Source organism: Streptomyces sp. NPDC006197 (assembly GCF_040613865.1).
In the GTDB taxonomy this organism is placed as follows: Bacteria; Actinomycetota; Actinomycetes; order Streptomycetales; family Streptomycetaceae; genus Streptomyces.
This window is the reverse complement of record NZ_JBEXSZ010000027.1, coordinates 1-21,110: the sequence shown is the minus strand read 5'-3', so window position 1 is coordinate 21,110 and position 21,110 is coordinate 1. Positions and strand designations below refer to the sequence as shown.

The following is a 21,110-nucleotide window of genomic DNA, read 5'->3' as shown; positions in this document are numbered from 1 at the left end:
GCCAACGTACAACGCACGTCGCCCCGCGCACCAGCGATTATCGCCACGCCGCCGATCGTCGCGCCTCGCTCGGATTCACCCGCAGCGGTACGTGAAGGTGCCCTCCGCCGTGTGGGTGGACGGGGACGTGACCACCAGGCGTGCCACGGCGTGGTGGGTGCCCCGGCCCTGGAAGGTCCACAGGAGGTGGAGGCGGGCCTCCTTCCGGCCGCGGGGCAGGGTCTCGCGCAGGGGTGCCGAGCGGGTGCCGTCGCTGCGTTCCCAGTGGTACGCGAGGGTGCCCGGGCGGCCGTCGGTGTGTACGACGCCCAGCACGTTCGCCGTGCCGTCGCAGCCGAGCGGCCCCTCGGGGGCGGTGACCGTGACGGATCGGACCGCGACCCGGGGGCCGTACTCGCGCCAGGCGAGGAGGGCCAGGACGACGAGCAGGATGACGGCCGCGGGCGCGTACCGGAGCGGCCGGCGCGTGCGGGGCCTGCCAGGTGGCGGGGTGCCGGGCAGGGTGCCGTGCCAGATCTGGGCCGCCGTCGGGGTGTTCTCGGCGCGGCGGGCGGCGGCCGCGGTCACCCCCGGGCCGAAGCGCAGCACTTCGCCCTCGACGCGGTCGGGGACCGGGTCCGGGCTCGGGCCCTCGAACCAGTGGCTGCCCAGTTCCGTGGCGCTGTAGTCGTCGTCGTTCATGTGATCACACACCGCCGGATGAAGATCTGCTGCAGGGAGCCGCCGTTCGCGGCGGCGGGGTCCGTGGTCGCGCGCACTCCCCAGTAGCAGCCGGGACCCCGGACCGTGTGCGGGAGCGTGAGGGTGTACCGGTCGGCCCCTTCGCGACGGACGGTCTCCGAGCCGTCCGGCGTGCCGGGCGTGCCCTTCTCGTCGCCGGTGAACCACTCGACAAGGAGCGTCACCGGCCCGGTTCCGTCCGTCGTGAGCTCGACGGTGGCTTCCGCGTCCGTCGGTCCGACCTGGCGCAGGCTCGTGACCGAGACGGCCGTGACGGAGACCGGGGGCGTCGTCGGCGGGGTGGTCGGTGGGGTCGTGGGCGGTGTCGTGGGGGGCGTGGTGGGCGGGAGCGCCGGCTCCGTCGTGGTGGGCGGGGGCGGTGGTGTCGTGGTCGGCTCGGCCGTCGTGCCGGTGGGAGAGGGGGGTTCCGGTGTTTCCGAGGACGGGGAGGGTTCCCGGGTCGTCGGAGTCGGTGTCGGGCTCGGAGTCGGTGTCGGGCTCGGGGTCGGTGGGCGGGCGCTCGGTGACGTGTTCGTCGTCGCGACGGCCTGGACGGCCCCGTCCTCGGCCGCCTCCTCTCCCCCGGCCCGTGCGGCGAGGGCGAGGAGGAGTGCCAGGACGAGGGCCGCCGCGGCCGCGGGCAGCCCGTGGGGGATGCGCCGCCGGAGCCGTGGCGGCGGTTCGGGCAGGGTCGTCGTGGCGAGCGCCGTCGTGCCCTGGGCCGTACCGCCCGAGGAGGGGAAGAGCAGCGGCAGGAGTGCGGCGAGCGCCGCGAGCCGGCCCCGTCCCCGTTCCTCCCAGTCCGGTCCGTACGCGGCGGTGGCGACCGACTCCAGTTCGCTGACGAACGCGTCCGCGTTCTCCGGCCGGTCGTGCGGCGCCTTGGCGAGGCCGCGGCGGATGAGCGGGCGCAGCGGTTCCGGTGCCTGTCCGTCGGGTACGGGCGCCTCCAGGTGCTGGAGGGCGAGTTCGGCGAAGTTGTCCCCGGTGAAGGGCTTGCGTCCGGTCAGGCACTCGAAGAAGGTCGCGGTCGCCGCGTAGACGTCGGCCGCGGGCGAGGCGGGGGCGCCATTCCACTGCTCGGGTGCCATGTAGGCGGGTGTCCCGGCGATGCCCGGGCTGCTGTCCCGTCCGGCCGCGATCCCGAAGTCGACCAGTTTGGAGGACCCGTCGGCGGCGACGAGGACGTTCTCGGGCTTGTAGTCGCGGTGGACGACGCCCGCCCGGTGTGCGGCGGCGAGTCCGAGGAGGGAGCCCTTGAGGACCGCGAGGGCGGCCTCGGGGCCGGTGGAGCCCTCCCGGGCGAGGAGGGCGCGCAGCGCGACGCCGTCCACCAGTTCCATGACGATGGCCGCTCCCCCGGGCGCCTCGACGTACTCGTAGAACCCGACGACGTGCGGGGTGTCGAGGGCGCCGAGGAGCCGGGCCTCGGAGCGGAAGCCGCGGACGAACGCCTCGTCCGAACGGAGCCGCTCACCGAGGTACTTGACGGCCACCGGTACGCCGGTGGCGTCGTGGGTGGCCAGCGCCACGCGTCCGCTGCCGCCCGCGCCCAGCTCTCGGGACTCCGTGTACCCCGGGACCACCCATGCGCTCATCCCCGTCCCCCTTCGGCGCCGCGGCAGCCTTCCTCCACAGGGACAGATTCTGGCCACGGCCGGTTCCCGGCGAAAGGAGCGAACGGAAAAAGGGGGATGGCCCCCACGGTGTGGGGGCCATCCCTCGCGGTTCTCACCGCACGATCACGGCGTCACCTTCAGCAGCTTGTTCGCCGTGCCGGAGGAGGGGTTCTTGATGGTGTCCGGCGTGGCCGCCCCGGTCAGCGCGGCGGCCGTGTCGGCGGGCGTCGCCGTCGGGTGGGCCGCCAGGTAGAGCGCCGCGGCACCCGTCACGTGGGGCGTGGCCATGGACGTCCCGGAGATGGTCTTGGTCCCGGTGTCGCTGTCGTTCCAGTCCGACGTGATGTCCGAGCCGGGGGCGTACAGGTCCACCACCGCACCGAAGTTGGAGAAGTCCGACTGCTCGTCGTCCTTGGTGCTGGACGCCACGGTGAGCGCCTCGGGCACCCGGGAAGGCGAGCCCTGGCCGGCGTCGGAGGACTCGTTTCCGGCCGCGACGGCGAAGGTCACGCCGGAGGCGATGGCGCGCTGGACCGCCGCGTCGAGGGCCTCGTCGACGCCGCCGCCGAGGCTCATGTTCGCGACGGAGGGCCCGGAGTGGTTCTTCGTCACCCAGTCGATCCCGGCGACGACCTGCTCGGTGGTGCCGGACCCGTTGTCGTCGAGCACCCGTACGGCGACGATCTTGGCCTTCTTGGCGACGCCGTGGGCGGTGCCGGCGATGGTGCCCGCGACGTGGGTGCCGTGGCCGTTGCCGTCGTCGGCCGTGTCGTCGTTGTCCACGGCGTCGAAGCCGTGGACGGCCCGGCCGCCGAAGTCCTGGTGGGTGATCCGGACGCCGGTGTCGATGACGTACGCGGTGACACCCTCTCCTCCGCCGTCGGGGTAGGTGTACTTCTCGTCACCGGCCGTCTCGGCCTGGTCGATCCGGTCCAGGCCCCAGGACGGGGGCTTCTCCTGCGTCTCCTTGATGCTGAAACGCTTGTTCTGCACGACCGTGTCGACGGCGGGGTCGGCGGCGAGCCGCTTGGCCTCCTGGACGGTCAGGCCCGAGGCCGAGAAGCCGTTGACCTTCGAGCCGTAGGAGCGCTGGAGGGTGCCGCCGTACTTCTTCGCGAGCTCCGCCTTGTTCGCGGACGCGTCGAGGATGACGACGAAGCTGCCGTCGACGGCGCCGGGAGCGCCGAGTCCGTGCACGGTCCCCTCGGCCGGGGTGGCCGCCCCGGCGAGGTTGCCGGCGAGCAGCGCCGTGACGGCGGCGGCTGCCACACCTGTGGCTATGGCCGCGTGGCGAAGTCCCTTGGATCGCTTGTGAGTTGCCATGAAAGAGGTTCTCTCCTCGTGTTGACGTGTGGGGCGTCAAACGTTCGAGAGAACCCTGTGCGGATTGGCAGGAGCAAATCAAGTGCGAACCGGGGGTACGGGGTTATTCAACAAGGTTTCTGAATAAGCTCTCCGCATCGCCTCCACGTCGTACACGCCGTGCCGCGAACTCCTCCGTGAAATGGGCACGTTCGTCGAAGAACCGAGCGAGACGGGGCCGGGAGGGAAGAAGGCGTCCCGTCAACGCGGCCGGAGGGAGGAGGTGTTCCGTCAGCGCGGCCGGGGGCGAAGGTGTTCCGTCAGCGCGGCCGGTCCGCGTCGAGGCGGGTGTTGAGGCGCGCGGCCTGACGGGTCAGGTGGTCGCGCTCCAGGACGTCCGTCGCCTTCCTCGCCGCCTCGGCGTACAGACGCGCCGCCGTCGTGAGGTCGCCGGCGCGTTCGTGGAGGTACGCCGCCACCGCCGCGTACCGGGGCAGGGAGTCGTCCAGCTCCGCGAGGGCCGCCAGGCCGGCGTGTGGTCCGTCGGCCTCGCCGACGGCGACCGCGAGGTTGAGCCGGACGACCGGGTTGTCGGTCAGGCGCGTGAGCTCGTCGTACCACTCGACGATCTGCACCCAGTCGGTCTCCTCGGCCGTGGGGGCGTCGGCGTGGAGTGCCGCGACGGCGGCCTGCGCCTGGAACTCGCCGAGGCGGTCGCGGGCGAGGGCCGCCTGCAGGATCGCGACGCCCTCGGCGATCGCGTCGGTGTCCCACCGGCCGCGGTCCTGCTCGGCGAGCGGCACCAGACTGCCGTCGGGCGCGGTCCGGGCGGCGCGCCGGGCGTGGTGGAGCAGCATGAGGGCGAGGAGCCCCGCCACCTCCGGGTGGTCGATCGCGGCCGCGAGCTGCCGGGTGAGCCGGATGGCCTCGGCGGCGAGGTCGAGGTCGCCGGAGTAGCCCTCGTTGAAGACCAGGTAGAGGACGCGCAGCACGGTGGCGACGTCACCCGGCCGGTCGAACCGTATCCGGGAGACCGTGCGCTTGGCCCGGCTGATGCGCTGCGCCATGGTCGCCTCGGGCACCAGGTAGGCCTCGGCGATCTGGCGGGTGGTCAGGCCGCCGACGGCGCGCAGCGTGAGCGCGACCGCCGACGACGGCGTCAGGGACGGGTGGGCGCAGAGGAAGTAGAGCCGGAGCGTGTCGTCCACCGCGGCCACGGGTCCGGGCGCCGGTTCCTCGTCGACGAGGTCCTCGCGCCGTCGCCGGGCGGTGTCCGACCGGGCGGCGTCCAGGAACTTGCGCCAGGCTGCGGTGACCAGCCAGCCCTTGGCGTCACGCGGAGGGCCGGCCGGCCAGACGCGGACCGCCTCGACGAGAGCGTCCTGGACGGCGTCCTCGGCCGCCGCGAAGTCGGCTCCGCGGCGGACGAGGACGGCGAGGACGCTCGGGATGAGGCTTCGGAGCAGGACCTCGTCCATGGTGGCGGTCACTCCGTGATGGTGGGCGGGGCGGCCATGAGCGGGCGCAGTTCGAGCCACTCGTGGATCGGCTTCCCGCCGGCTCCGGGGGCGGCCGAGAGCTCCCCGGCGAGCTCCAGAGCACGCTCGTAGCTGTCGACGTCGATCACCATCCAGCCGGCGATGAGGTCCTTCGTCTCGGCGAAGGGGCCGTCGGTGACGGGCGGGCGTCCCTCGCCGTCGTAGCGGACCCACGTCCCCTCGGGGGCGAGTCCCTGGGCGTCGACGAACTCGCCAGTCCTCTCCAGACGGGCCGCGAAGTCGTGCATGAACTGCACGTGGTCCGAGATCTCCTCCGGCGTCCACTTCTCCATGGGTACGTCGTTGGCGGGAGCCGGGGCGCCTCGGTAGTGCTTCAGCAGCAGGTACTTGGCCATGGTGTTCTCCTCGGTCCTTGTGCGGCCCATTCTGGTCGCTCTCACACCGGGGACGGAGCGGGACGCGGGTTCTCGACATCGGCCGCCGAATTTTTTCGGGGCGTGGGCGCGGTTCGTCAGAGCGCGGTCGTGGGCCTGCCGAGGTACCAGACGGGGCCGGGGTCGTCCACGGGGAGCAGCCGGAAGCCGAGACGGTCGTAGAACGCCCGGGCCGGGGTGTTCGCCCGCGCCATGCAGAGGTGCACGGCCGGGACCCCGTGCCGGCGCAGGGCCTCCAGGAGGGTCCGGACGAGGGCACGCCCGTGGCCCCGGCCCTGCCAGGCGGGCAGCAGATCGATGTGGAGGTGGGCGGGGAAGCCGGTCAGCTCCTCGCGGACCATGCGCTCCGGCGCGTGCAGCAGTCCGGTCATCTCCTCGGCGGGCGTGCGGGCCGGCCCCGTGGGCGGCGGGTACCGGTCCGTCACGCCGGGCAGCCACTCGGTGCGGAACCGTCCGGCGAAGGCCGCCGTGTCGGGAACGCCCAGGACGTATCCGACGGCGCTGCCGGCACCGTCGTCCAGGACGAAGGCGAAGTCGGGCTCCAGCTCGGCGTACGGGTAGGCGAAGATCGTCGGCATCAGCTCCGGGTCGGGGTACAGGTGCGACGAGTCCCCGCCGTCGTGCGCCGTCCTGACGCAGATGTCGCCGAGCGCGGTGCGGTCCGATGGCTGGTACGGGCGGATGAACGGTTCGGTCGTCACCCGGTGCACCCTGCCACTTTGGGAGCGCTCCCGCAGGGTTTTTCGCCGGTCGGGAGCTCACGGCGCCGACGGAGCGGGGAGAGGAGCACCGGCAGGAAGCTCAGGCAGAGGAGAGCTCCGCCGACCCAGAGGGCCGTGCGCGGCGAGCAGTGCGCGCCGATGGCGCCGGCGAGCGCGGCGGCGACGGCCATCGAGCCGGTGAGAAGGAACCGGAAGGTGGCGTTCATACGGCCGAGCAGATCGCCCGGGGTCAGCCGCTGACGGAGGCTCACGCCCAGGACGTTGGCCGCCCCCGTCCTCATGGCGAACGCGACCCATCCGGCGCCCGCCGCCCAGAGCCAGGGGCCCCGGTCCATCAGGGGCACCAGGAGGCCCGCCGGGGCCAGGCAGAGACCGGCCACGACCAGCCCCCGGCCGTGACCGAACCGGTCGGCGAGGGGGCGGGCGCAGCGGGCCCCGAGGAAGAGCCCGATGCCGCCGGCCGCCCAGAACAGACCGAGCGCGCCCGCCGACAGGCCGAGTTCACGGGTGAACACCACGGGGAGCATCGTGTTCACCATGACCGTCCCCAGGTTCCCGATTGCGCCGGTGAGCGCGAGGGCGCGCAACTCCGCGTGGCCCAGGACGTGACGCAGCCCCTCGGCGATCTGCGCCCGCAGCCCCGGCGCGCGACCGGCAGCGGTCCCGGCGGGAGCCGCGGAGACCGCGAGGCCGGTCCCGGCAGGAGCCGCAGGAGCCGCAGGAGCCGCAGGAGCCGCAGGAGCCGCAGGAGCCGCAGGAGCCGCAGGGATTGTCGCCGCGGGATCCGGGGCGGCCGTGTGCGCGTCGTCGCGTGCCATCCTCAGCAGGCGGAGCCCCGACCCGAGGTGGCCGGCCGCGGCGCAGACCACCGCGAGCGGTGCTCCCAGGAGCTGCACCAGCGCGCCGCCCGCGCCCCGGCCGGCCACGTTGCCCGCGGCCGTCAGGCTCACCAGGGCCGAGTTCGCGGGGATCAGGACGTCGGGCTCGACGAGCCGGGGCAGGGCGCTCTGCGAGGCCACGTCGAAGAGGACCGTGGCGACCCCGCTCAGGAGCACCACCGCACACAGGCCGCCGAAGGTCAGGACGTCGAGCCACCAGGCCACCGGGATCCACGCGAGCAGCGCCGCGCGCAGCAGGTCCGCCACGATCAGGACGGTGCGGTGGCGCATCCGGTCGACCCACGCGCCCGCGGGGAGGCCGATGAGCAGGAACGCCGCCGTGCTCAGGGAGGCGAGCAGGCCGACCTGGCCGGGACCGGCGTCCAGGGCGAGGACGGCGACCATCGGGACGGCGAGGTAGGAGACGTTCGTCCCGAGAGTGCTCAGGACGGACGCGGAGAACAGGACGCGGAAGTCCTTGGTGCGCCAGGGGGACGGGGTGCCGTGAGGAGGCCGTGCGCGCCGGGGAGCCCGCACGGGCCGGGAGGCGGGGAGGAAGGTGGGCATGGCCGTCACGATGGCCGGTTCTCACAGCCCGGAGCCAATGTTTTAGCCTCACGTGAATCCGAGGAACGCCGGCAGGCCGGGAAGGGCAGGGGTATCGGTGCTGGAGATCGAGTTCTCCGCCGAGGACGTGGCGCGCACCCGCTTCGCCATCTCGCCGCTCTGGGAGGTCGTGGCCGGGGCCCGGGTGCTTGCGGGGGCCGACGAGCAGGCGCTGCACCGGCGATGGGCCGCGCAGGTGCGCGCCCGGATCGCGGCCGCGCGGCTCGATCTGACGCCGCTGACCTCGCTGGTGCCGGTGCCCGCGCCGTCCATCCCCGGCTTCCTCTGTCCGCCGCCCAGCACGTCCGGTCCGTCGCTCGCCGTGGAGCTGGCGGCGCTGCGCGCCACCCCGCACGAACGGCTCCGGGCGTCCGCGCGCGAGGCGCAGCCCGGCGTGGAGGCGCTGCGGGCCGATCCGGAGCGCGGACTCGGGCGGCTCGCGGATGTCATCGCGGCCTTCTGGGAGCTCGCGATGGCCCCGTACTGGCCTCGTGTCCAGACGCATCTGGAGGCCGACATCCAGTACCGGGCCCGTCGCTTCGCGGAGGGCGGGACACGGAGCCTCTTCGAGGACCTCGAACCCCGACTGGCCTGGAAGTCGGGCACGTTGAGCGTCGAACACCGTTTCGCGCACGGAGTGCGCAGGCTGGACGGGCGGGGACTGCTGCTCGTGCCCTCGGCGTTCGTGTGGCCCCGGGTGTTCTCGACGACGGACCCCGTCTACCAGCCGGCCCTGCGTTATCCCCCGCGCGGCATCGGCACCCTGTGGGAGGCCCCGCCGGAGTCCGCCTCCCGGGCGCTGTCAGGGGTCCTCGGCCGGTCCCGCGCGCAGCTGCTCGCGGAGCTCACCGCACCGGCCTCGACGACCGACCTGGCCGGGCGCACGGGCCTGACCCCCGGCGGGGTGTCGCAGCACCTCGGCGCCCTGCGCGCGGCCGGTCTCGTCTCGGCCCACCGGGCGGGCCGGTCCGTGCTGTACGCCCGCACGCGCGTGGCGGAGGAACTCGTCGCGGGAGCGGGCCGGTGACGGTCCGGGACGCGGGCTTGCAGTTGCCGTTGCGGCAGCTTCCACCGTCCTGACCAGGTCCGGAGAGACCGGCCGAGAGCCTGTCCGAGGGCGTCCGGTCCTCCCCGTACGAGGAGGGCCTGCGCGGCTTCCCGGAGCACGCCGAGGCGGTGGCGCGCCGGATCGCCACGATGTCCCCGCAGGACGTCGAGGCCGGACAGCGCGAGCGTACGGCGCGGATGGTGCGGCTCGCCGAGCTGATGGCCGCCGGCCTGTCGGCCGACTCCGCAGCCGTACGGGCCGAGACGGACGCCCCGTACCGGGCCCTGACGGAACCGCGTGCCGTCCCCGTCGGGGAGTACCGCGCCATCGGTCGCTCCTGCGTGGACGACGAGCGGTGGCGTGCCGCGTACGGGGCGATCGCTCCGGGGCTCGCCGCGTACCAGCGCGACGCCGTCGAGGCGTACGCCGCGGCCCGGCCGGGCCGGGACGGGGCGGGGCCGCCGCGGGAAGGGACTCCTCGGCGGCGGCCCGGACCGGCGGCGGGAGGTCACCGCTGGGCCAGGCTCGCCGTCGCCGACGGGGTCTGGGCTCCGTCGCGCGGTACGGGGACGTGCGGGCGAGGACGCGGTGTGGGCGCGCCGGCCGTCGTCGCGGCGAGATCGAGGGTGACGAGGAGGAGACGCAGGGCACGGCGGGCCTGCGGGGCGTCGAGCCGGGCTTCGAGGTCCGCCAGGGCGCGGCCGGCCCGGTGGCGGGCGCGGCCGGTGCGTCCGGAGCGGTGGTCGGCGAAGGCGCGGGCGTAGTGGGCCAGCGCCGTGGCCCAGGCGTCGTTGGCGCAGCCTGGCTGCGCGAGTGCCCGGCGGGCGGTGCGGGCCGCCGCGGCGGGGGCGTGGTGGGCCTGGACCACGGCCAGGGCGGCGAGGCTCACGGCGGGGGACGGGCCCCAGGGGGCGCCGTCGGGCGTGGTGTCCGCCGCCTGCCGGTAGTACTGGGCGGCCGATTCGGGGTCCTGTCGCTGCCACGCCAGGGTCCCGTGCACGTGGGCGATGCGGCCGAGGAGGGCGTCGTCGCCGGCGAGCACGGCCGCGGGCCAGGCGAGGGAGAGCAGGTGGTGCGCCGTACGCGGGTCCCACGCCGCGCTGAGCCAGGCCGCGAGCCATCGGCCCCGTGCCACGAGCGGGCTGTCGGCGGGCAGTCGCGGCAGCAGTCCGTGCAGGCGGTCGCTGCCTTCTCGGGCGTGGTCGTGGACCGCCCACCAGAACCACAGGTGCAGCATGGTCTCCAGGGCCGTCTCGGCGTGGCCGGTCCCGTCGCCGGCGCGGTGCACGAGGGCCATCAGGTCGTCGTGCTCCTCCTGGACGGTCTGGAGCGCCTGGCGCTGCAGACCGGTGTTCCACAGGGTCTCGGCGACGGCCGCCACACCGCGGAAGTGGACGGCGTGCCGGTCCCGCGTCATCGGTCGCTCGCCCGCCGCCGCGAGCCGTTCCGCACCGAAGTCGCGGGCGGCCCGGGCCATGCGGTAGCGGGGCGGGCGCACCGCGCCCGCCTCCCCGAGCGTCTGGAGCACGCCCGTGGCGCTCAGCATCACCAGGGCGGGAGGCACCTCGTGCGGTGCGAGGTCGGAGCCCAGGCACACGAAGACCGCCGCCGCCTCCGTGAAGGGGCCGGTGAAGACGCTGAGCCGGCGCCAGACCTTGCGCTGGGCCGGTTCGCACAGGGCGTGGACGGCCCCGATGGAGGTGCGCAGCGTGCGGTGCCGCAGCAGGAGCGGGTCCCGGTCGGACAGCCGGCACTGGCCGGTTTCGAGGTGGTCGGCCAGTTCCTCCATCGTCCACTCCCCCAGCCGGCCCGCGGCGAGTTCGAGTGCCAGGGGGACGCCTTCGAGCAGCCGGCACACCCGGGCCACGGCCGCCGGATCGGGTTCCCCGGTCCATCCGCGCTCCCGTGCGCGGGAGACGAGGAGCTCCGCGGCGGGGGACGCGCCCGGCCGGCCCGGTGCCGCCTCCACGGGCAGGGGCGCCAGCCGGATCACCTGTTCGTCCCCGAGGCCGAGCGGTCGCCGCGCGGTCACCAGGACGCGTACCGCCGGCCGGCCCATCAGCAGCGTCTGGACCAGGCCGATGCATTCGGTGTGGACGGGGTCGACGTCGTCCAGGAGGAGGAGCACCTCGCCCGCCGGGACGGGCCGAGCGGGCGCGGCGAGCTCCGCGGGTGCCGGGTCCCAGGACAGGCCGGGGCCGCTGGGGGTCCCGGCGACACCCCATGGCAGGCCGGCTCCGCTCAGGGCCCGGGCGACCCGCGCGGTCAGCGCCCGGCGTCCGACGGGGATCCCGTCGTGCCAGCGCACCCGCACCACCGTCCGCGCGGGGCCGTCGGAGGGCGGCATGAGGGCCGCCAGGGCCAGTCGGCTCTTGCCCGTCCCGGCCGCTCCGGTCACGGTGACCAGCCGGTGCCCGGACACGGCGGCCCGGAGGGCGGCGAGTTCGCCGTCGCGTCCGACCAGGGCGTGACCGTCCCGGAAGCGGTCCACGAGCCGGGCGTCGTGTCCCTCGTCCCGATTCCACATCTCCGGCACCGCGCACCATCCAGATCTTCGCTCTCGCCATCGCCCCACCGCGATCGGCAGTCGATACAGAACCCGCAGGTCCCGGGTGCAGAACCGTCACTGCACCAGGCGTCACGGCAACCCCAACGCGCTCCCCCGCCCACGGGTGGCGCGGACAGGGGACGAACCACCCGTCGCGACGAACGGGGGAACGCGTGACCGACATGACGCCCCCTCACGCGTCGCCATGGGCCACAGGTGCCGTCGGCCGCGGGGTCGGCCGGAAATCTCCCGTCCGGCCGATCCGGACGCCGCACTTCCACTGGCTTGAAAGCGATCTGCCGGCCACTCCTGGCAGTTGATGATCAATTCAAGTAATCTTCGATCGCGCCGGGGGCGTCACGGGATGACCCGGGATCAGAACCTGGGGGTGCCAGTGTCCAACGCCACCATGCTCGACCTGCCGTTTCCACCTCGCAGCAACCCGAACCAGACGTCCGTCGCGCAGCGCCACCGGGACTGGCTCCTCCATCACGAGGGCCTTGCCGTCACCATCGCCCTGCCGGCGTACGAGAAGTGGGACGTGCCCCGCCTCGCCGCGTTCACCAGCCCGGACTCCGCCGCCGACGACCTCGTCCTCGCCGCGGACCTGCTCGGCTTCTACTTCCTCTTCGACGACCGGTTCGACTCGGAACTCGGCCGGTCCCCGGCCCGAGTGGCCGAGATCTGCACCCGTCTGACGGGCCTTCTGCACGGCAGCGGCCCCGAGCCCGGCGCCCGTACCGCCGTGGAGCAGGCCTTCGCCGACCTCTGGGAGCGCAGCGTGCACGGCATGTCGGCCCGGTGGCTCGCCCGGTCCGCCTACAACTGGGAGTGGTACTTCGCCTGCCACCCCGCCGAGGCCGCCGGCCGGCTCACCGGGCGCCTCCCCGACCGGGAGAGCTATCTGGCGCTCCGCCGGGGCACGGCCGCCATGGAGACCCTCTTCGACATGGTCGAGCGGCTCAACCGCTTCGAGCTGCCGCAGGAGGTGCTGCACCACCCGGCCTTCCGGCGGATGCGTCAACTGGCCGCCGACATACCGTCGTTCACCAACGACGTGCACTCGTACGCGCAGGAACTCGCCCGCGGCGACGTCGCCAACATCGTGATGATCGTCCGCGAGGAGCTCGGCAGCACCCCCGACGAGGCGGCCGTCGAAGTGATGCGCGAGGCACAGGCGATGGTCGACCGCTTCGTGGAGCTGTCGTCAGAAGTCCCCGAGATATGCGACCTCCTGGGCCTCGCCCCGGCCGCTCGGGAGGCGGCCCGGCGGTACGTCGACGGGCTCGCCGCCTGGATAGCCGGCTACCACCGCTGGGAGATCGACACGGGCCGCTACACCCACTGAGCCCCGCCCCTCCCCCGTTCCCGTCCCCGCCCCCATCCCCGGACTCAGGGGATGAGGACGGCCTCGCCTCCCGTGCTCAGGGAATGAGGACGACCTTGCCGAGATTGCGCCGGGACTCGACGAGTTCATGGGCGCGCGCCGCTTCGGCGAGCGGGATCTCGGCGGCGACGCGGGGGCGGAGCGTGCGGTCGCGATGGAGTTCCCACAGCTCGTCGAGCCAGCGCGCGTACACCTCGGGCTCGCCCCGGGCGATGGCCGCCATCTGGAAACCGATGACCGAGGCGCCCCGGACCAGCAGTTCGTACGCGTCGACCGTGCCGCCGCCCGAGCTGAAGGCGACCAGACGGCCGCCGGGCGCGAGGGCCCGCACCGCGGGGCCGAGGAGCTCTCCGCCGACCCCGTCGACGACGACGTCGACGGGGTCGCCCCAGGACTCGTCCCCGTAGAGCACGACCTCGTCGGCGCCGAGGGAGCGGACGAACTCCGCCTTCTCCGCGCTGCCGACGGCCGCGACCACGCGGGAGGCCCCGCCCGCCCTGGCGTACTGCAGGGCGAGGGTGCCGACCGCACTGGCCGCCGCGGTGACCATGACGGCATCGCCGGGACGGGGCCGGCCGGCCTGGTGGGCACCGCGCGCCACCAGTCCGCTGCGGACCAGGGCCACGGCGTCGACGGCCGTCGCCCGTTCGGGGACGCGGGAGGCCATCGCCTGGTGGACGACGGACAGTTCGGCATAGGCGTGGGAGAAGCAGAGGCCGGTGACGCGGTCGCCCGCGGAGAAGCCCGTGACGCCTTCCCCGACGGCGGCGACGACACCGGCCACCTCACCGCCGAGCGGGCCGGGCTCGGCCCCCTCGCGCACCTTCCGTACGGCGGGCAGGGTGACTCCGACCGCTTCGTTGCGGACCAGCAGCTCACCGGGGCCGGGGTCCGGGACGGGGGCCTCCTCGACGAAGAGGACCTCGGGGCCACCGGTCACCTCGTACCGGACACGACGCATGGACACCTCCAGGTGCGACAAGGGGCAGGGGGTTCCAAAGTCGTTGGGATCCCCAATGAATCTCACCGTAGAGGAAAGAACGTTGGGGCGTCCAATGAATTCGGGATAGCCTGACCCCATGGCCCCCACGGAAGACCCGCAGCACGCCCTGGCGCACATCCAGTCCCTGCCGAGCTGGCTGCTGGGCCGCGTGGCGGCGCGCGGCCGGAGCCTGGTCGCCGAGGCGATCGCCGAGGAAGGGCTGAAGCTCCCGCAGCACGCCGTGCTCGCGGCGGTGGCCGCGTACGGCCCGGTCGCCCAGGCGGACCTGGTGCGCGCGCTGGGCTTCGACGCGAAGGACGTGGTCCTCCTGCTCAACCACCTGGAGGAAGCCGGGCTCGCGCGACGGCAGCCCGATCCACGGGACCGCCGCAAGAACGCGGTGACGGTGACGCCGGAGGGCGTACGGACCCTGGAGCGGTGCGCGGAGCTGGCCGAGCGGGCCAACTCCGCGCTGCTGGCGCCGCTCGGCGCGGCAGAGGCCCGACGGCTGGTGGAACTGCTGACCCGGGTGCACGAGGCATAGCCGGCGGACGGGACCGGTCCGCAACCCGCCCGGTACGATCATGATCCTTTGTCGAGTGCCGAGTCGGGGGATCAGGGCATGGACTTCGTGCTGCCGTTGGACGCTGCTGCCGCCACGCTGGAGACGGCGGGAGGCAAGGGAGCGGCTCTGTCCGAGCTCGCGCGCGGGGGACTGCCGGTACCGGGCGGCTTCCACGTGACGACCGCCGCGTACCAGGAGTTCGTCGCCTCGACCGGCGTGGCCGACCGTATCCGCGCGGAACTCGCCGTCGCCTCCGGACCGGACGACGGCTCGGACACGGGTGCGGGCGCCCGTATCCGGGCGCTGTTCGAGGAGGGGCCGTTGCCCTCCGCCCTGGAACGGGCCGTCTCGAAGGCGTACGCGGAACTCGGCGACGGCGCGCGCACGGTCGCCGTGCGGTCGTCGGCCACGGCGGAGGACCTGCCCGACCCGTCCTTCGCCGGCCAGCAGGACACGTAGTGAACTGGCCCGGCTCGGACTCGCGATCGAGGAGCTGTACGGGGAGCCGCGCGACGTCGAGTGGGCGCGCGAGGCGGGTGTCTTCCGCATCCTCCAGGCTCGGCCGATCACCGCGGTCGCGACGCCCCGGCCCGAGGTGTGGAACGACAGCCTCGGCACCGACCCCCTGTGGACGAGCGCCAACCTGGGTGAGGCCGTCCTGGAGACGGCGACGGCTCCCGGGCCGGCCTGATCTCTCTGCCGGCACCCTGACGGATCCCCAGCGTACGAACGGATGAATCGACCGGTGACCCAGCACGCCCAAGCCATGCGCCACCATTTCCACGAGGCCGCCGCGCGGCGCGGCTTCTCGGTCGCCCCGGCGCAGGAGGCCGCCGTCGACCGGTTGGCCCACCTGGCGGCCGAACTCGCCCGGCCGGCCTGGACCTTCCCCAGGCCGCCCCGCGACCTGTACGTCTGGGGCCCGGTGGGCCGGGGGAAGAGCTGGCTGGTGGACACCTTCTACGAAGGGCTGCCCACCCCGCGCAAACGCCGCCTGCACTTCCACGACTTCTTCCGGCGGCTCCATGACGGGGTGACCAGGCCGGGCGCCCGCCACGACGGTCAGAGCGCCGTCGACAGCGCCCTCGACGAGCTGATCGGCGACAGCCGGGTCCTGGTCTTCGACGAGTTCCACGCACACGACGCGGGCGACGCGATGCTGATCGCACGCCTCTTCCGCACGCTCCTCGACCGCCGGATCACCCTGGTCACCACCTCCAACTACCCACCCGCCGGGCTGATGCCGGACCCGCTCTACCACCACTTGTTCGAGCCCACCATCAAGCTCATAGAGGAGCGGATGGACGTCCTGGACGTCACGGGCCCGGTGGACTTCCGCCGCGTCGCGGTGCCCGCGGCGGCGGACGGCGGCCGCCGGTTCGCGACGGGCCTGTGCGCGCCCCCGGGTGATACCGCCCTGGAGGCGCTCGGCCTCACCGCCCCGGCAGCCGCGGAGGCCACCGCCGTCCAGGCCCACCTGCGAGAGCTCCCGGCCCGCGCGGTGCGCGGTGAACTCGTCTGGTTCGGCTTCGACGCGCTCTGCGAGACGGCGACGGCGGTGCCCGATTACCTGGCCCTCGCCGAACGGTTCGCCACCCTGGTCCTGGACGGCGTGCCCCCGCTGACCGAGGCCTCCGCGGACGGACGGCAGCGGTTCGCGAACCTCGTCGACGTCGCCTGCGACCGGGACGTCCGACTCGTCCTCATCGGCTGCTACCCGCTTGCCGCCCTTCCCGCCGGTCAGACCCTGACGCGCGACCTGGACCGCACGGCCAGCCGGCTCGCGATGCTCCGACGGGCGGACTGAGCTCTTCGGACAGGTCCTACGCGAGGCCGGCGTCGATGACGTGCTCGGCCAGGGCGCGGGCCGCGGTGGCGGGCTCGACGTCGGGCCGGGTCGCGCCGGCGGCGAGGAGGCCGTCGACGAGGATGAGCAGCTGGTCGGCGGCGAAATCGGGCCGTGCGTGCCCGAGGGCGGCGAACTCGTCCGCGAACAGGCCCCGGAGGGTGCGCCGGTACTCCCTGGTGACCTCGTGGCCGGGGTGCTCCGGGTCCGTGAGCGCGAGGTCGGCGGCGAGGTAGCGGCAGCCGTGGAAGTCCGGGTCGGCGGCGATGCGGCCGAGCCGGTCGACGACCGCGAGGAGGCGGGCCCGGGGGTCGCCCCCCGCGCCGTCCATGGTGGCGCGGTACCGCTCCACGTCCTCGGCGGTACTGCGGCGCAGCACCTCGGCGATGAGGCCGTCCTTGCCGCCGAAGTGCTCGTACAGCGAGCGGCGGGCGACGCCGGCCTCCTTGAGCAGGGCGTCCACGCCGACGCCGACGCCCTGGCGGTAGGTCAACTCCTGGGCGGCGAGCAGGAGTCGCTCGCGGGGCCCCGGCTTCACGGAAGTGCTCATGGGGTGATTCTGCAGCACTTGACACGGTAGATCAACCGGTCTATCTATGTTCCTCGTAGACCGAACGGTCTATCTCTTCCGAGGAGGCGTCATGTCCGTACGCACCACCGCCGAAGTCATCGCCCGCTTCAACCGCGCGTTCACCGACCGCGAGGCCGGTCTCCTGGCCGATCTGATCGCCGAGGACTGCGTCATGGAGAGCGTCCAGCCCGCGCCGCGCGGGGAGCGGGTCGCCGGGCGCGAAGCCTGTACGGAGTGGTGGACCGCCCTCGTCGACGACGACACCGCGCGCTTCACCCCGCAGGAGGTCATCGTGGCCGGCGACCGCGCGACGATCGTGTGGACCTACCGCTTCGGCGACGGACCCGACCAGTGGGTGCAGGGCGTCAACGTGATGCGCGTGACCGACGGCCGGATCGTCGAGGCGCTCGGTTTCAGCAAGACGGCCGGAGAGATCCCCCTGGCCGCCGAGTCCGACGCCGCGTGAGGCCCGGACCGGGCCGCCCGGCCCCCGCCGCGGTCGACCGTCTCCCCCGCGCCACCCACGTCTTACGAAAGGCACGCCCCATGCGGAGCTATCACCTGTCGCACAGCGGGGCCGGACTCTCCGGCCTCACCGTCCGCGAGCACGACGTCCCCGCGCCCGGCCCCGGCCAGGCCCTGGTGGCGGTGCGCGCGACGTCCCTGAGCTTCCGCGAGCTCATGGTCCTCGACGGAACCTACGTCCTGCCGGTCAAGCCGGACGTCGTCCCCCTCTCCGACGGGGCCGGCGAGGTGGTAGCGGTCGGCCCGGACGCCGACTCGGTACGCGTCGGGGACCGCGTCGCCGCCACGCTCTTCCCGTCCTGGCAGGACGGCCCCTTCGCCGTCGAGCACATCGCGCAGCGCGGCGGCTCCCTGGACGGCATGCTCACCGAGTACGCCCTGGTCGACGCGGACTCGCTCGTGACCGTACCCGCGCACCTGACGTACGCGGAGGCCGCCACCCTGCCCTGCGTGGCGGTCACGGCGTGGAACGCGCTGACCGGCGACGGAGCGGGGGTCCGCCCCGGCGACACCGTCGTCGTGCAGGGCTCCGGCGGCGTCTCCCTCTTCGCGCTCCAGTTCGCCAAGGCGCTCGGCGCGCGCGTGATCGCCACGACCGGCGGCCCCGCCAAGGCCGCGCGGCTGCGCGAGCTCGGCGCCGACGCCGTCGTCGACTACGCGGCCGACCCCGACTGGGCCGGCGCGGTCCGCTCCCTCACCGGAGGACGGGGCGCCGACCGCGTCGTCGACGTCGCCGGGCTCCTCCACGAGTCCGTCCGCGCCATCGCCCTCGCGGGCACCATCGCGTGCGTCGGCTTCACGGGCAGGACCGCCCGGCCGCTCGACCCGCACGCCCTCTTCGCCTCCGGCGCCACCATCCGCAGCGTGGCGGTCGGCAGCCGGGCCCAGTTCACCACCATGAACGCCCTGATCGAGGCGCACGGACTGCGGCCGGTCGTCGACCGCGTCTTCCCCTTCGACGAGGCCGTCGACGCCTACCGCCACTACGCCGGCGGCACGGCCTTCGGCAAAGTGGTCATCAGCCACTCCTGACCCCGGCGCGGCGCCTCGTCGCTCACCGGTCCCAGTACTGGGCGAGCGCCCCCTCCCGGTACGGAGCGGGGCTCACGCTCAGGTCGCCGGCGAACGGGCGGTCGAGGACGAAGACCAGGAGCAGGCTGAAGCCGATGAGGCCGGCGACGGAGGCGACGAAGAGGAGCTGGATCCGGAGTTTGCGCATGCCGTAGAGGAAGGTGAGCGGGACGAGGACGATCGCGCCGCCGAAGGCCAGGACCTGGAGGAGGGGCGGGAGTTCCTGCTGGGCCATGTTGAGGCGGGCGCGGCGCTGGGCGGCGACGTCGTTGAGGTGGGTGACGGCCTGCTCGTAGAAGATCTCCTCGCGCGGGGAGGCCGGGTCGTACGCCTGGAGGACGTCGAAGGCGGACCGGAGGTGCGTCTCCGTGGTCCCGTAGCTCGGCTGCCCGGCGCGCATGCGGGGCCACTGGTCCTCGACGACCGCGTGGACGTAGCCGCCGAGGGCCGCGTCGAGGTCGGCGCGGACCGCGGGCGGGAAGGCGGCGGCGTCGCGGGCGATGAGCGCGGTGTCGGTGGCCTCGCTGGCGACGATGGTCTGCGTGCTGTCCAGCTGGGTCCAGAGGGTGACGATGACGAAGGCGAGGATGATCCCGTAGATCGCGCCGAACATCCCCAGCGTCACCCCGACCATGTCGTTGTGCTCCCCCCGGGCCAGCGACGGGTACCTGCGGCGGAGCAGCACGCTGCCGGCCACGGCGAGGACGACGGTCCCGCCGACGGTGACCACGGCGAGGGTGAAGGTGCTGAAGTGGTTGAGGAGCCAGAGCGACATGTGCGGGGAGTCTAGGTGCGGCGCGCGGTCGCTTCTGCCCCCTGAGGGCGGTCACGGCGAATGATCACTCGCCCGTGTCGGCGATGGAACACGCTGTCGCAACAGGGGGGCGGTACGCGGGACTTCACGACAGCGGGAGGACGGCCGCCGACGGGCGGCCGATCCGGCGCCGGAGGCCGTTCCACGGGGCTTCCTCCGCCTCGTAAATGTTCAGTCATGTGAACGTCATTCACGTACACATCCATTGACGCCCGCACGGCAGCCCCTCTAGCTTCCGGGGAAAGCGCTTTCTCGTCCAGTCCCGGAACGCTGTCCATCCCCCTCCTGGAGCCCCCAGATGCATCTGCGATCCGTCACGGCCTGCGTCGGTCTGCTGGCCGGCACGCTCGTCGCCCTGTCCGTGAACTCCGCGCACGCCGCGTCCACCCTGTACGAGGCCGAGACCTCCCCCGCCGTCTGCAGCGGCACCGTGGACTCCGACTGGTCCGGCTACACCGGCAGCGGGTTCTGCAACGGCACCAACGCCCTCGGCGCCTACGCGCAGTTCACGGTGAACGCCCCCGCCGCCGGAACGGCGACGCTCGCCGTACGCTTCGCCAACGGGACCGCCACGGCGCGGCCCGCCGGCCTCGTCGTCAACGGATCGACCGTGCAGACGCCCTCGTTCGAATCCACCGGCACCTGGTCGGCCTGGACCACCAAGACCCTGACCGTCTCCCTGAACGCCGGGAGCAACACCATCCGGCTCAACCCCACCACAGCCGCCGGCCTGCCCAACGTCGACTCCCTGAACGTCACGGCCGCCGACGCCCCGCCGCCGCCTGCGGGCGGTGCGCTGTACGTCGCCCCCAACGGCACCGACGGCGCCTCCGGCACCCGGTCCGACCCCACGACGCTCACCTCGGCCCTCGGCCGGGTCGCCCCCGGCGGGACCGTCTACCTCCGCGGCGGCACCTACCGCCACTCCACGACCGTCACCATCCCGCCCGGCAACAGCGGCACGGCCGGCGCCCTGAAGACGCTGTCCGCCTACCCCGGCGAGACCCCGGTGCTGAACTTCTCCGCCATGACCGAGGACCCCGCCCACCGCGGCCTCGTCGTGAACGGTTCGTACTGGCACGTCAACGGCCTCGTCGTCGAGCGCGCCGGCGACAACGGCATCTACGTCGGCGGCAGTCACGACGTCATCGAGCGGACGGTCACCCGCTTCAACCGGGACACCGGCCTCCAGCTCGGCCGCATCGCCTCCACCACGCCCCGCGAGCAGTGGCCGTCCGACAACCTGATCCTCAGCGCGGAGTCGCACGACAACGCCGACTCCGACGGGGAGGACGCCGACGGTTTCGCCGCGAAGCTCACCGTCGGCACGGGGAACGTGTTCCGCCACGCCGTCTCCCACCACAACATCGACGACGGCTGGGACCTCTACACCAAGCCCGACACCGGTCCCATCGGGGCCGTGACCATCGAGGACTCCCTCGCCTACGACAACGGCACCCTCAGCGACGGGTCCCAGGCCGGGGCCGGCGACCGCAACGGCTTCAAGCTCGGCGGGGAGGACATCGCCGTCAACCACGTGGTGCGGCGCACGATCGCCTTCCACAACGGCAAGCACGGGTTCACGTACAACAGCAACCCCGGCTCGATGACGGTCTCGAACAACATCGGCATCGACAACGCCCAGCGCAACTTCTCCTTCGACGCGGGCACTTCGGTCTTCCGGAGCAACACCTCCTGCCGCGGCACCGGCAGCGGCACGAACGACCGGACCATCGGCGACGCCGACGGCTCGAACCAGTTCTGGACCGGCGCGAACGGCTCCCGGTGCGCCTCCTACACCGGGGCCCTGACCTGGTCCTACGCCTCGGACGGCCGCCTCGTCGTCGCGTTCGGAGGTCGCCTGGACGAGAGGGCGTCTCGTGGACCTGGGCCTGTTCCCGCTGATCTCCGACGGCACGCTCAACTCCATGATCCTGCCCGCCTTCACGCTGGCCATCCTCGACGCGGCCCTG

The 21,110-nt window shown here is 73.6% G+C and carries 20 protein-coding genes and 1 pseudogene; 10 read left to right on the top strand and 11 right to left on the bottom strand.

The features are described 5' to 3' along the window. Positions 1-75 precede the first annotated feature (75 nt). From ABZ318_RS11605 to ABZ318_RS11575, 7 genes are all read right to left on the bottom strand, one after another. Entirely contained in the window at positions 76-681 is a 606-nt protein-coding gene (locus tag ABZ318_RS11605; protein ID WP_356902275.1) for a hypothetical protein, read from the bottom strand. Then, positions 678-2,318: a serine/threonine-protein kinase gene (locus ABZ318_RS11600; protein ID WP_356902274.1), complete on the bottom strand. Its 1,641-nt coding sequence runs from the start codon at positions 2,316-2,318 to the stop codon at positions 678-680. Before ABZ318_RS11600 ends, ABZ318_RS11605 begins: the two co-directional genes overlap by 4 nt. 144 nt (positions 2,319-2,462) lie before the next feature. Further along, the gene (locus ABZ318_RS11595; RefSeq protein ID WP_356902273.1) at positions 2,463-3,662 is read right to left on the bottom strand and encodes a S8 family serine peptidase; all 1,200 of its coding nucleotides are present in this window, start codon (positions 3,660-3,662) and stop codon (positions 2,463-2,465) included. Positions 3,663-3,961: 299 nt separating this feature from the next. Further along, the gene (locus ABZ318_RS11590) at positions 3,962-5,119 is read right to left on the bottom strand and encodes a DUF6596 domain-containing protein (RefSeq protein ID WP_356902309.1); all 1,158 of its coding nucleotides are present in this window, start codon (positions 5,117-5,119) and stop codon (positions 3,962-3,964) included. Positions 5,120-5,127: 8 nt separating this feature from the next. Next, positions 5,128-5,535, bottom strand: coding sequence for a YciI family protein (locus ABZ318_RS11585; RefSeq protein WP_356902272.1), 408 nt, complete (start codon positions 5,533-5,535; stop codon positions 5,128-5,130). 116 nt (positions 5,536-5,651) lie between these two features. After that, positions 5,652-6,275: a GNAT family N-acetyltransferase gene (locus tag ABZ318_RS11580; protein WP_356902271.1), complete on the bottom strand. Its 624-nt coding sequence runs from the start codon at positions 6,273-6,275 to the stop codon at positions 5,652-5,654. Continuing rightward, entirely contained in the window at positions 6,272-7,741 is a 1,470-nt protein-coding gene (locus ABZ318_RS11575; RefSeq protein ID WP_356902270.1) for an MFS transporter, read from the bottom strand. Before ABZ318_RS11575 ends, ABZ318_RS11580 begins: the two co-directional genes overlap by 4 nt. A 97-nt stretch (positions 7,742-7,838) precedes the next feature. Here ABZ318_RS11575 and ABZ318_RS11570 point away from each other — a divergent pair, with 97 nt between their 5' ends. Then, positions 7,839-8,807, top strand: coding sequence for a DUF5937 family protein (locus ABZ318_RS11570; protein ID WP_356902269.1), 969 nt, complete (start codon positions 7,839-7,841; stop codon positions 8,805-8,807). Positions 8,808-8,872: 65 nt separating this feature from the next. Next, positions 8,873-9,265: pseudogene (locus ABZ318_RS11565) on the top strand (TipAS antibiotic-recognition domain-containing protein); the annotation flags it as partial. Positions 9,266-9,336: 71 nt separating this feature from the next. Here ABZ318_RS11565 and ABZ318_RS11560 read toward each other — a convergent pair. After that, positions 9,337-11,355 carry a hypothetical protein gene (locus ABZ318_RS11560; RefSeq protein ID WP_356902268.1) on the bottom strand — a complete coding sequence of 673 codons (2,019 nt, stop codon included), beginning with the start codon at positions 11,353-11,355 and terminating at the stop codon, positions 9,337-9,339. A 409-nt stretch (positions 11,356-11,764) separates the two neighbouring features. Here ABZ318_RS11560 and ABZ318_RS11555 point away from each other — a divergent pair, with 409 nt between their 5' ends. Beyond that, on the top strand, positions 11,765-12,724 hold the full coding sequence (locus ABZ318_RS11555; protein WP_356902267.1) for a terpene cyclase: 960 nt from the start codon (positions 11,765-11,767) through the stop codon (positions 12,722-12,724). A 76-nt stretch (positions 12,725-12,800) separates the two neighbouring features. Here ABZ318_RS11555 and ABZ318_RS11550 read toward each other — a convergent pair whose 3' ends face one another. Beyond that, positions 12,801-13,724: a zinc-binding dehydrogenase gene (locus ABZ318_RS11550; protein ID WP_356902266.1), complete on the bottom strand. Its 924-nt coding sequence runs from the start codon at positions 13,722-13,724 to the stop codon at positions 12,801-12,803. 118 nt (positions 13,725-13,842) lie between these two features. Here ABZ318_RS11550 and ABZ318_RS11545 point away from each other — a divergent pair, with 118 nt between their 5' ends. The 4 genes from ABZ318_RS11545 (at position 13,843) to zapE (ending at position 16,117) form a co-directional block, all read left to right on the top strand. Next, entirely contained in the window at positions 13,843-14,289 is a 447-nt protein-coding gene (locus ABZ318_RS11545) for a MarR family winged helix-turn-helix transcriptional regulator (protein WP_356902265.1), read from the top strand. 78 nt (positions 14,290-14,367) lie between these two features. Further along, positions 14,368-14,769 carry a PEP/pyruvate-binding domain-containing protein gene (locus ABZ318_RS11540; RefSeq protein ID WP_356902264.1) on the top strand — a complete coding sequence of 134 codons (402 nt, stop codon included), beginning with the start codon at positions 14,368-14,370 and terminating at the stop codon, positions 14,767-14,769. A 4-nt stretch (positions 14,770-14,773) separates the two neighbouring features. Further along, positions 14,774-15,001 carry a PEP/pyruvate-binding domain-containing protein gene (locus ABZ318_RS11535; RefSeq protein WP_356902308.1) on the top strand — a complete coding sequence of 76 codons (228 nt, stop codon included), beginning with the start codon at positions 14,774-14,776 and terminating at the stop codon, positions 14,999-15,001. Between the two features lie 42 nt (positions 15,002-15,043). Beyond that, a complete protein-coding gene (gene zapE, locus ABZ318_RS11530; protein WP_356902263.1) occupies positions 15,044-16,117 on the top strand; it encodes a cell division protein ZapE in 1,074 nt (357 codons plus the stop codon). 16 nt (positions 16,118-16,133) lie between these two features. Here the strand turns inward: zapE and ABZ318_RS11525 are convergent, their stop codons facing one another. Continuing rightward, positions 16,134-16,706, bottom strand: coding sequence for a TetR/AcrR family transcriptional regulator (locus tag ABZ318_RS11525; protein ID WP_356902262.1), 573 nt, complete (start codon positions 16,704-16,706; stop codon positions 16,134-16,136). A 91-nt stretch (positions 16,707-16,797) separates the two neighbouring features. Between ABZ318_RS11525 and ABZ318_RS11520 the strand changes: the two genes are divergently transcribed. Beyond that, complete coding sequence (locus tag ABZ318_RS11520) at positions 16,798-17,193, top strand: nuclear transport factor 2 family protein (protein WP_356902261.1); 396 nt, start codon at positions 16,798-16,800, stop codon at positions 17,191-17,193. 80 nt (positions 17,194-17,273) lie between these two features. Further along, a complete protein-coding gene (locus ABZ318_RS11515; RefSeq protein ID WP_356902260.1) occupies positions 17,274-18,284 on the top strand; it encodes an NAD(P)-dependent alcohol dehydrogenase in 1,011 nt (336 codons plus the stop codon). 22 nt (positions 18,285-18,306) lie between these two features. On the opposite strand, the gene ABZ318_RS11510 is transcribed toward ABZ318_RS11515, so the two are convergent. Further along, positions 18,307-19,098, bottom strand: coding sequence for a hypothetical protein (locus tag ABZ318_RS11510; protein ID WP_356902259.1), 792 nt, complete (start codon positions 19,096-19,098; stop codon positions 18,307-18,309). 337 nt (positions 19,099-19,435) lie between these two features. Between ABZ318_RS11510 and ABZ318_RS11505 the strand changes: the two genes are divergently transcribed. Further along, positions 19,436-21,110: CBM35 domain-containing protein (locus ABZ318_RS11505; protein ID WP_356902258.1), on the top strand; the 1,675-nt coding region annotated here is incomplete at its 3' end.

Excerpts from the sequence above, each read along its gene's own strand:
- ABZ318_RS11605 (WP_356902275.1), bottom strand. The coding sequence starts at position 681 with ATGAACGACGACGACTACAGCGCCACGGAACTGGGCAGCCACTGGTTC.
- ABZ318_RS11600 (WP_356902274.1), bottom strand. The coding sequence starts at position 2,318 with ATGAGCGCATGGGTGGTCCCGGGGTACACGGAGTCCCGAGAGCTGGGC.
- ABZ318_RS11595 (WP_356902273.1), bottom strand. The coding sequence starts at position 3,662 with ATGGCAACTCACAAGCGATCCAAGGGACTTCGCCACGCGGCCATAGCC.
- ABZ318_RS11590 (WP_356902309.1), bottom strand. The coding sequence starts at position 5,119 with ATGGACGAGGTCCTGCTCCGAAGCCTCATCCCGAGCGTCCTCGCCGTC.
- ABZ318_RS11585 (WP_356902272.1), bottom strand. The coding sequence starts at position 5,535 with ATGGCCAAGTACCTGCTGCTGAAGCACTACCGAGGCGCCCCGGCTCCC.
- ABZ318_RS11575 (WP_356902270.1), bottom strand. The coding sequence starts at position 7,741 with ATGCCCACCTTCCTCCCCGCCTCCCGGCCCGTGCGGGCTCCCCGGCGC.
- ABZ318_RS11560 (WP_356902268.1), bottom strand. The coding sequence starts at position 11,355 with ATGTGGAATCGGGACGAGGGACACGACGCCCGGCTCGTGGACCGCTTC.
- ABZ318_RS11550 (WP_356902266.1), bottom strand. The coding sequence starts at position 13,724 with ATGCGTCGTGTCCGGTACGAGGTGACCGGTGGCCCCGAGGTCCTCTTC.
- ABZ318_RS11545 (WP_356902265.1), top strand. The coding sequence starts at position 13,843 with ATGGCCCCCACGGAAGACCCGCAGCACGCCCTGGCGCACATCCAGTCC.
- ABZ318_RS11540 (WP_356902264.1), top strand. The coding sequence starts at position 14,368 with ATGGACTTCGTGCTGCCGTTGGACGCTGCTGCCGCCACGCTGGAGACG.
- zapE (WP_356902263.1), top strand. The coding sequence starts at position 15,044 with ATGAATCGACCGGTGACCCAGCACGCCCAAGCCATGCGCCACCATTTC.
- ABZ318_RS11525 (WP_356902262.1), bottom strand. The coding sequence starts at position 16,706 with ATGAGCACTTCCGTGAAGCCGGGGCCCCGCGAGCGACTCCTGCTCGCC.
- ABZ318_RS11520 (WP_356902261.1), top strand. The coding sequence starts at position 16,798 with ATGTCCGTACGCACCACCGCCGAAGTCATCGCCCGCTTCAACCGCGCG.
- ABZ318_RS11515 (WP_356902260.1), top strand. The coding sequence starts at position 17,274 with ATGCGGAGCTATCACCTGTCGCACAGCGGGGCCGGACTCTCCGGCCTC.
- ABZ318_RS11510 (WP_356902259.1), bottom strand. The coding sequence starts at position 19,098 with ATGTCGCTCTGGCTCCTCAACCACTTCAGCACCTTCACCCTCGCCGTG.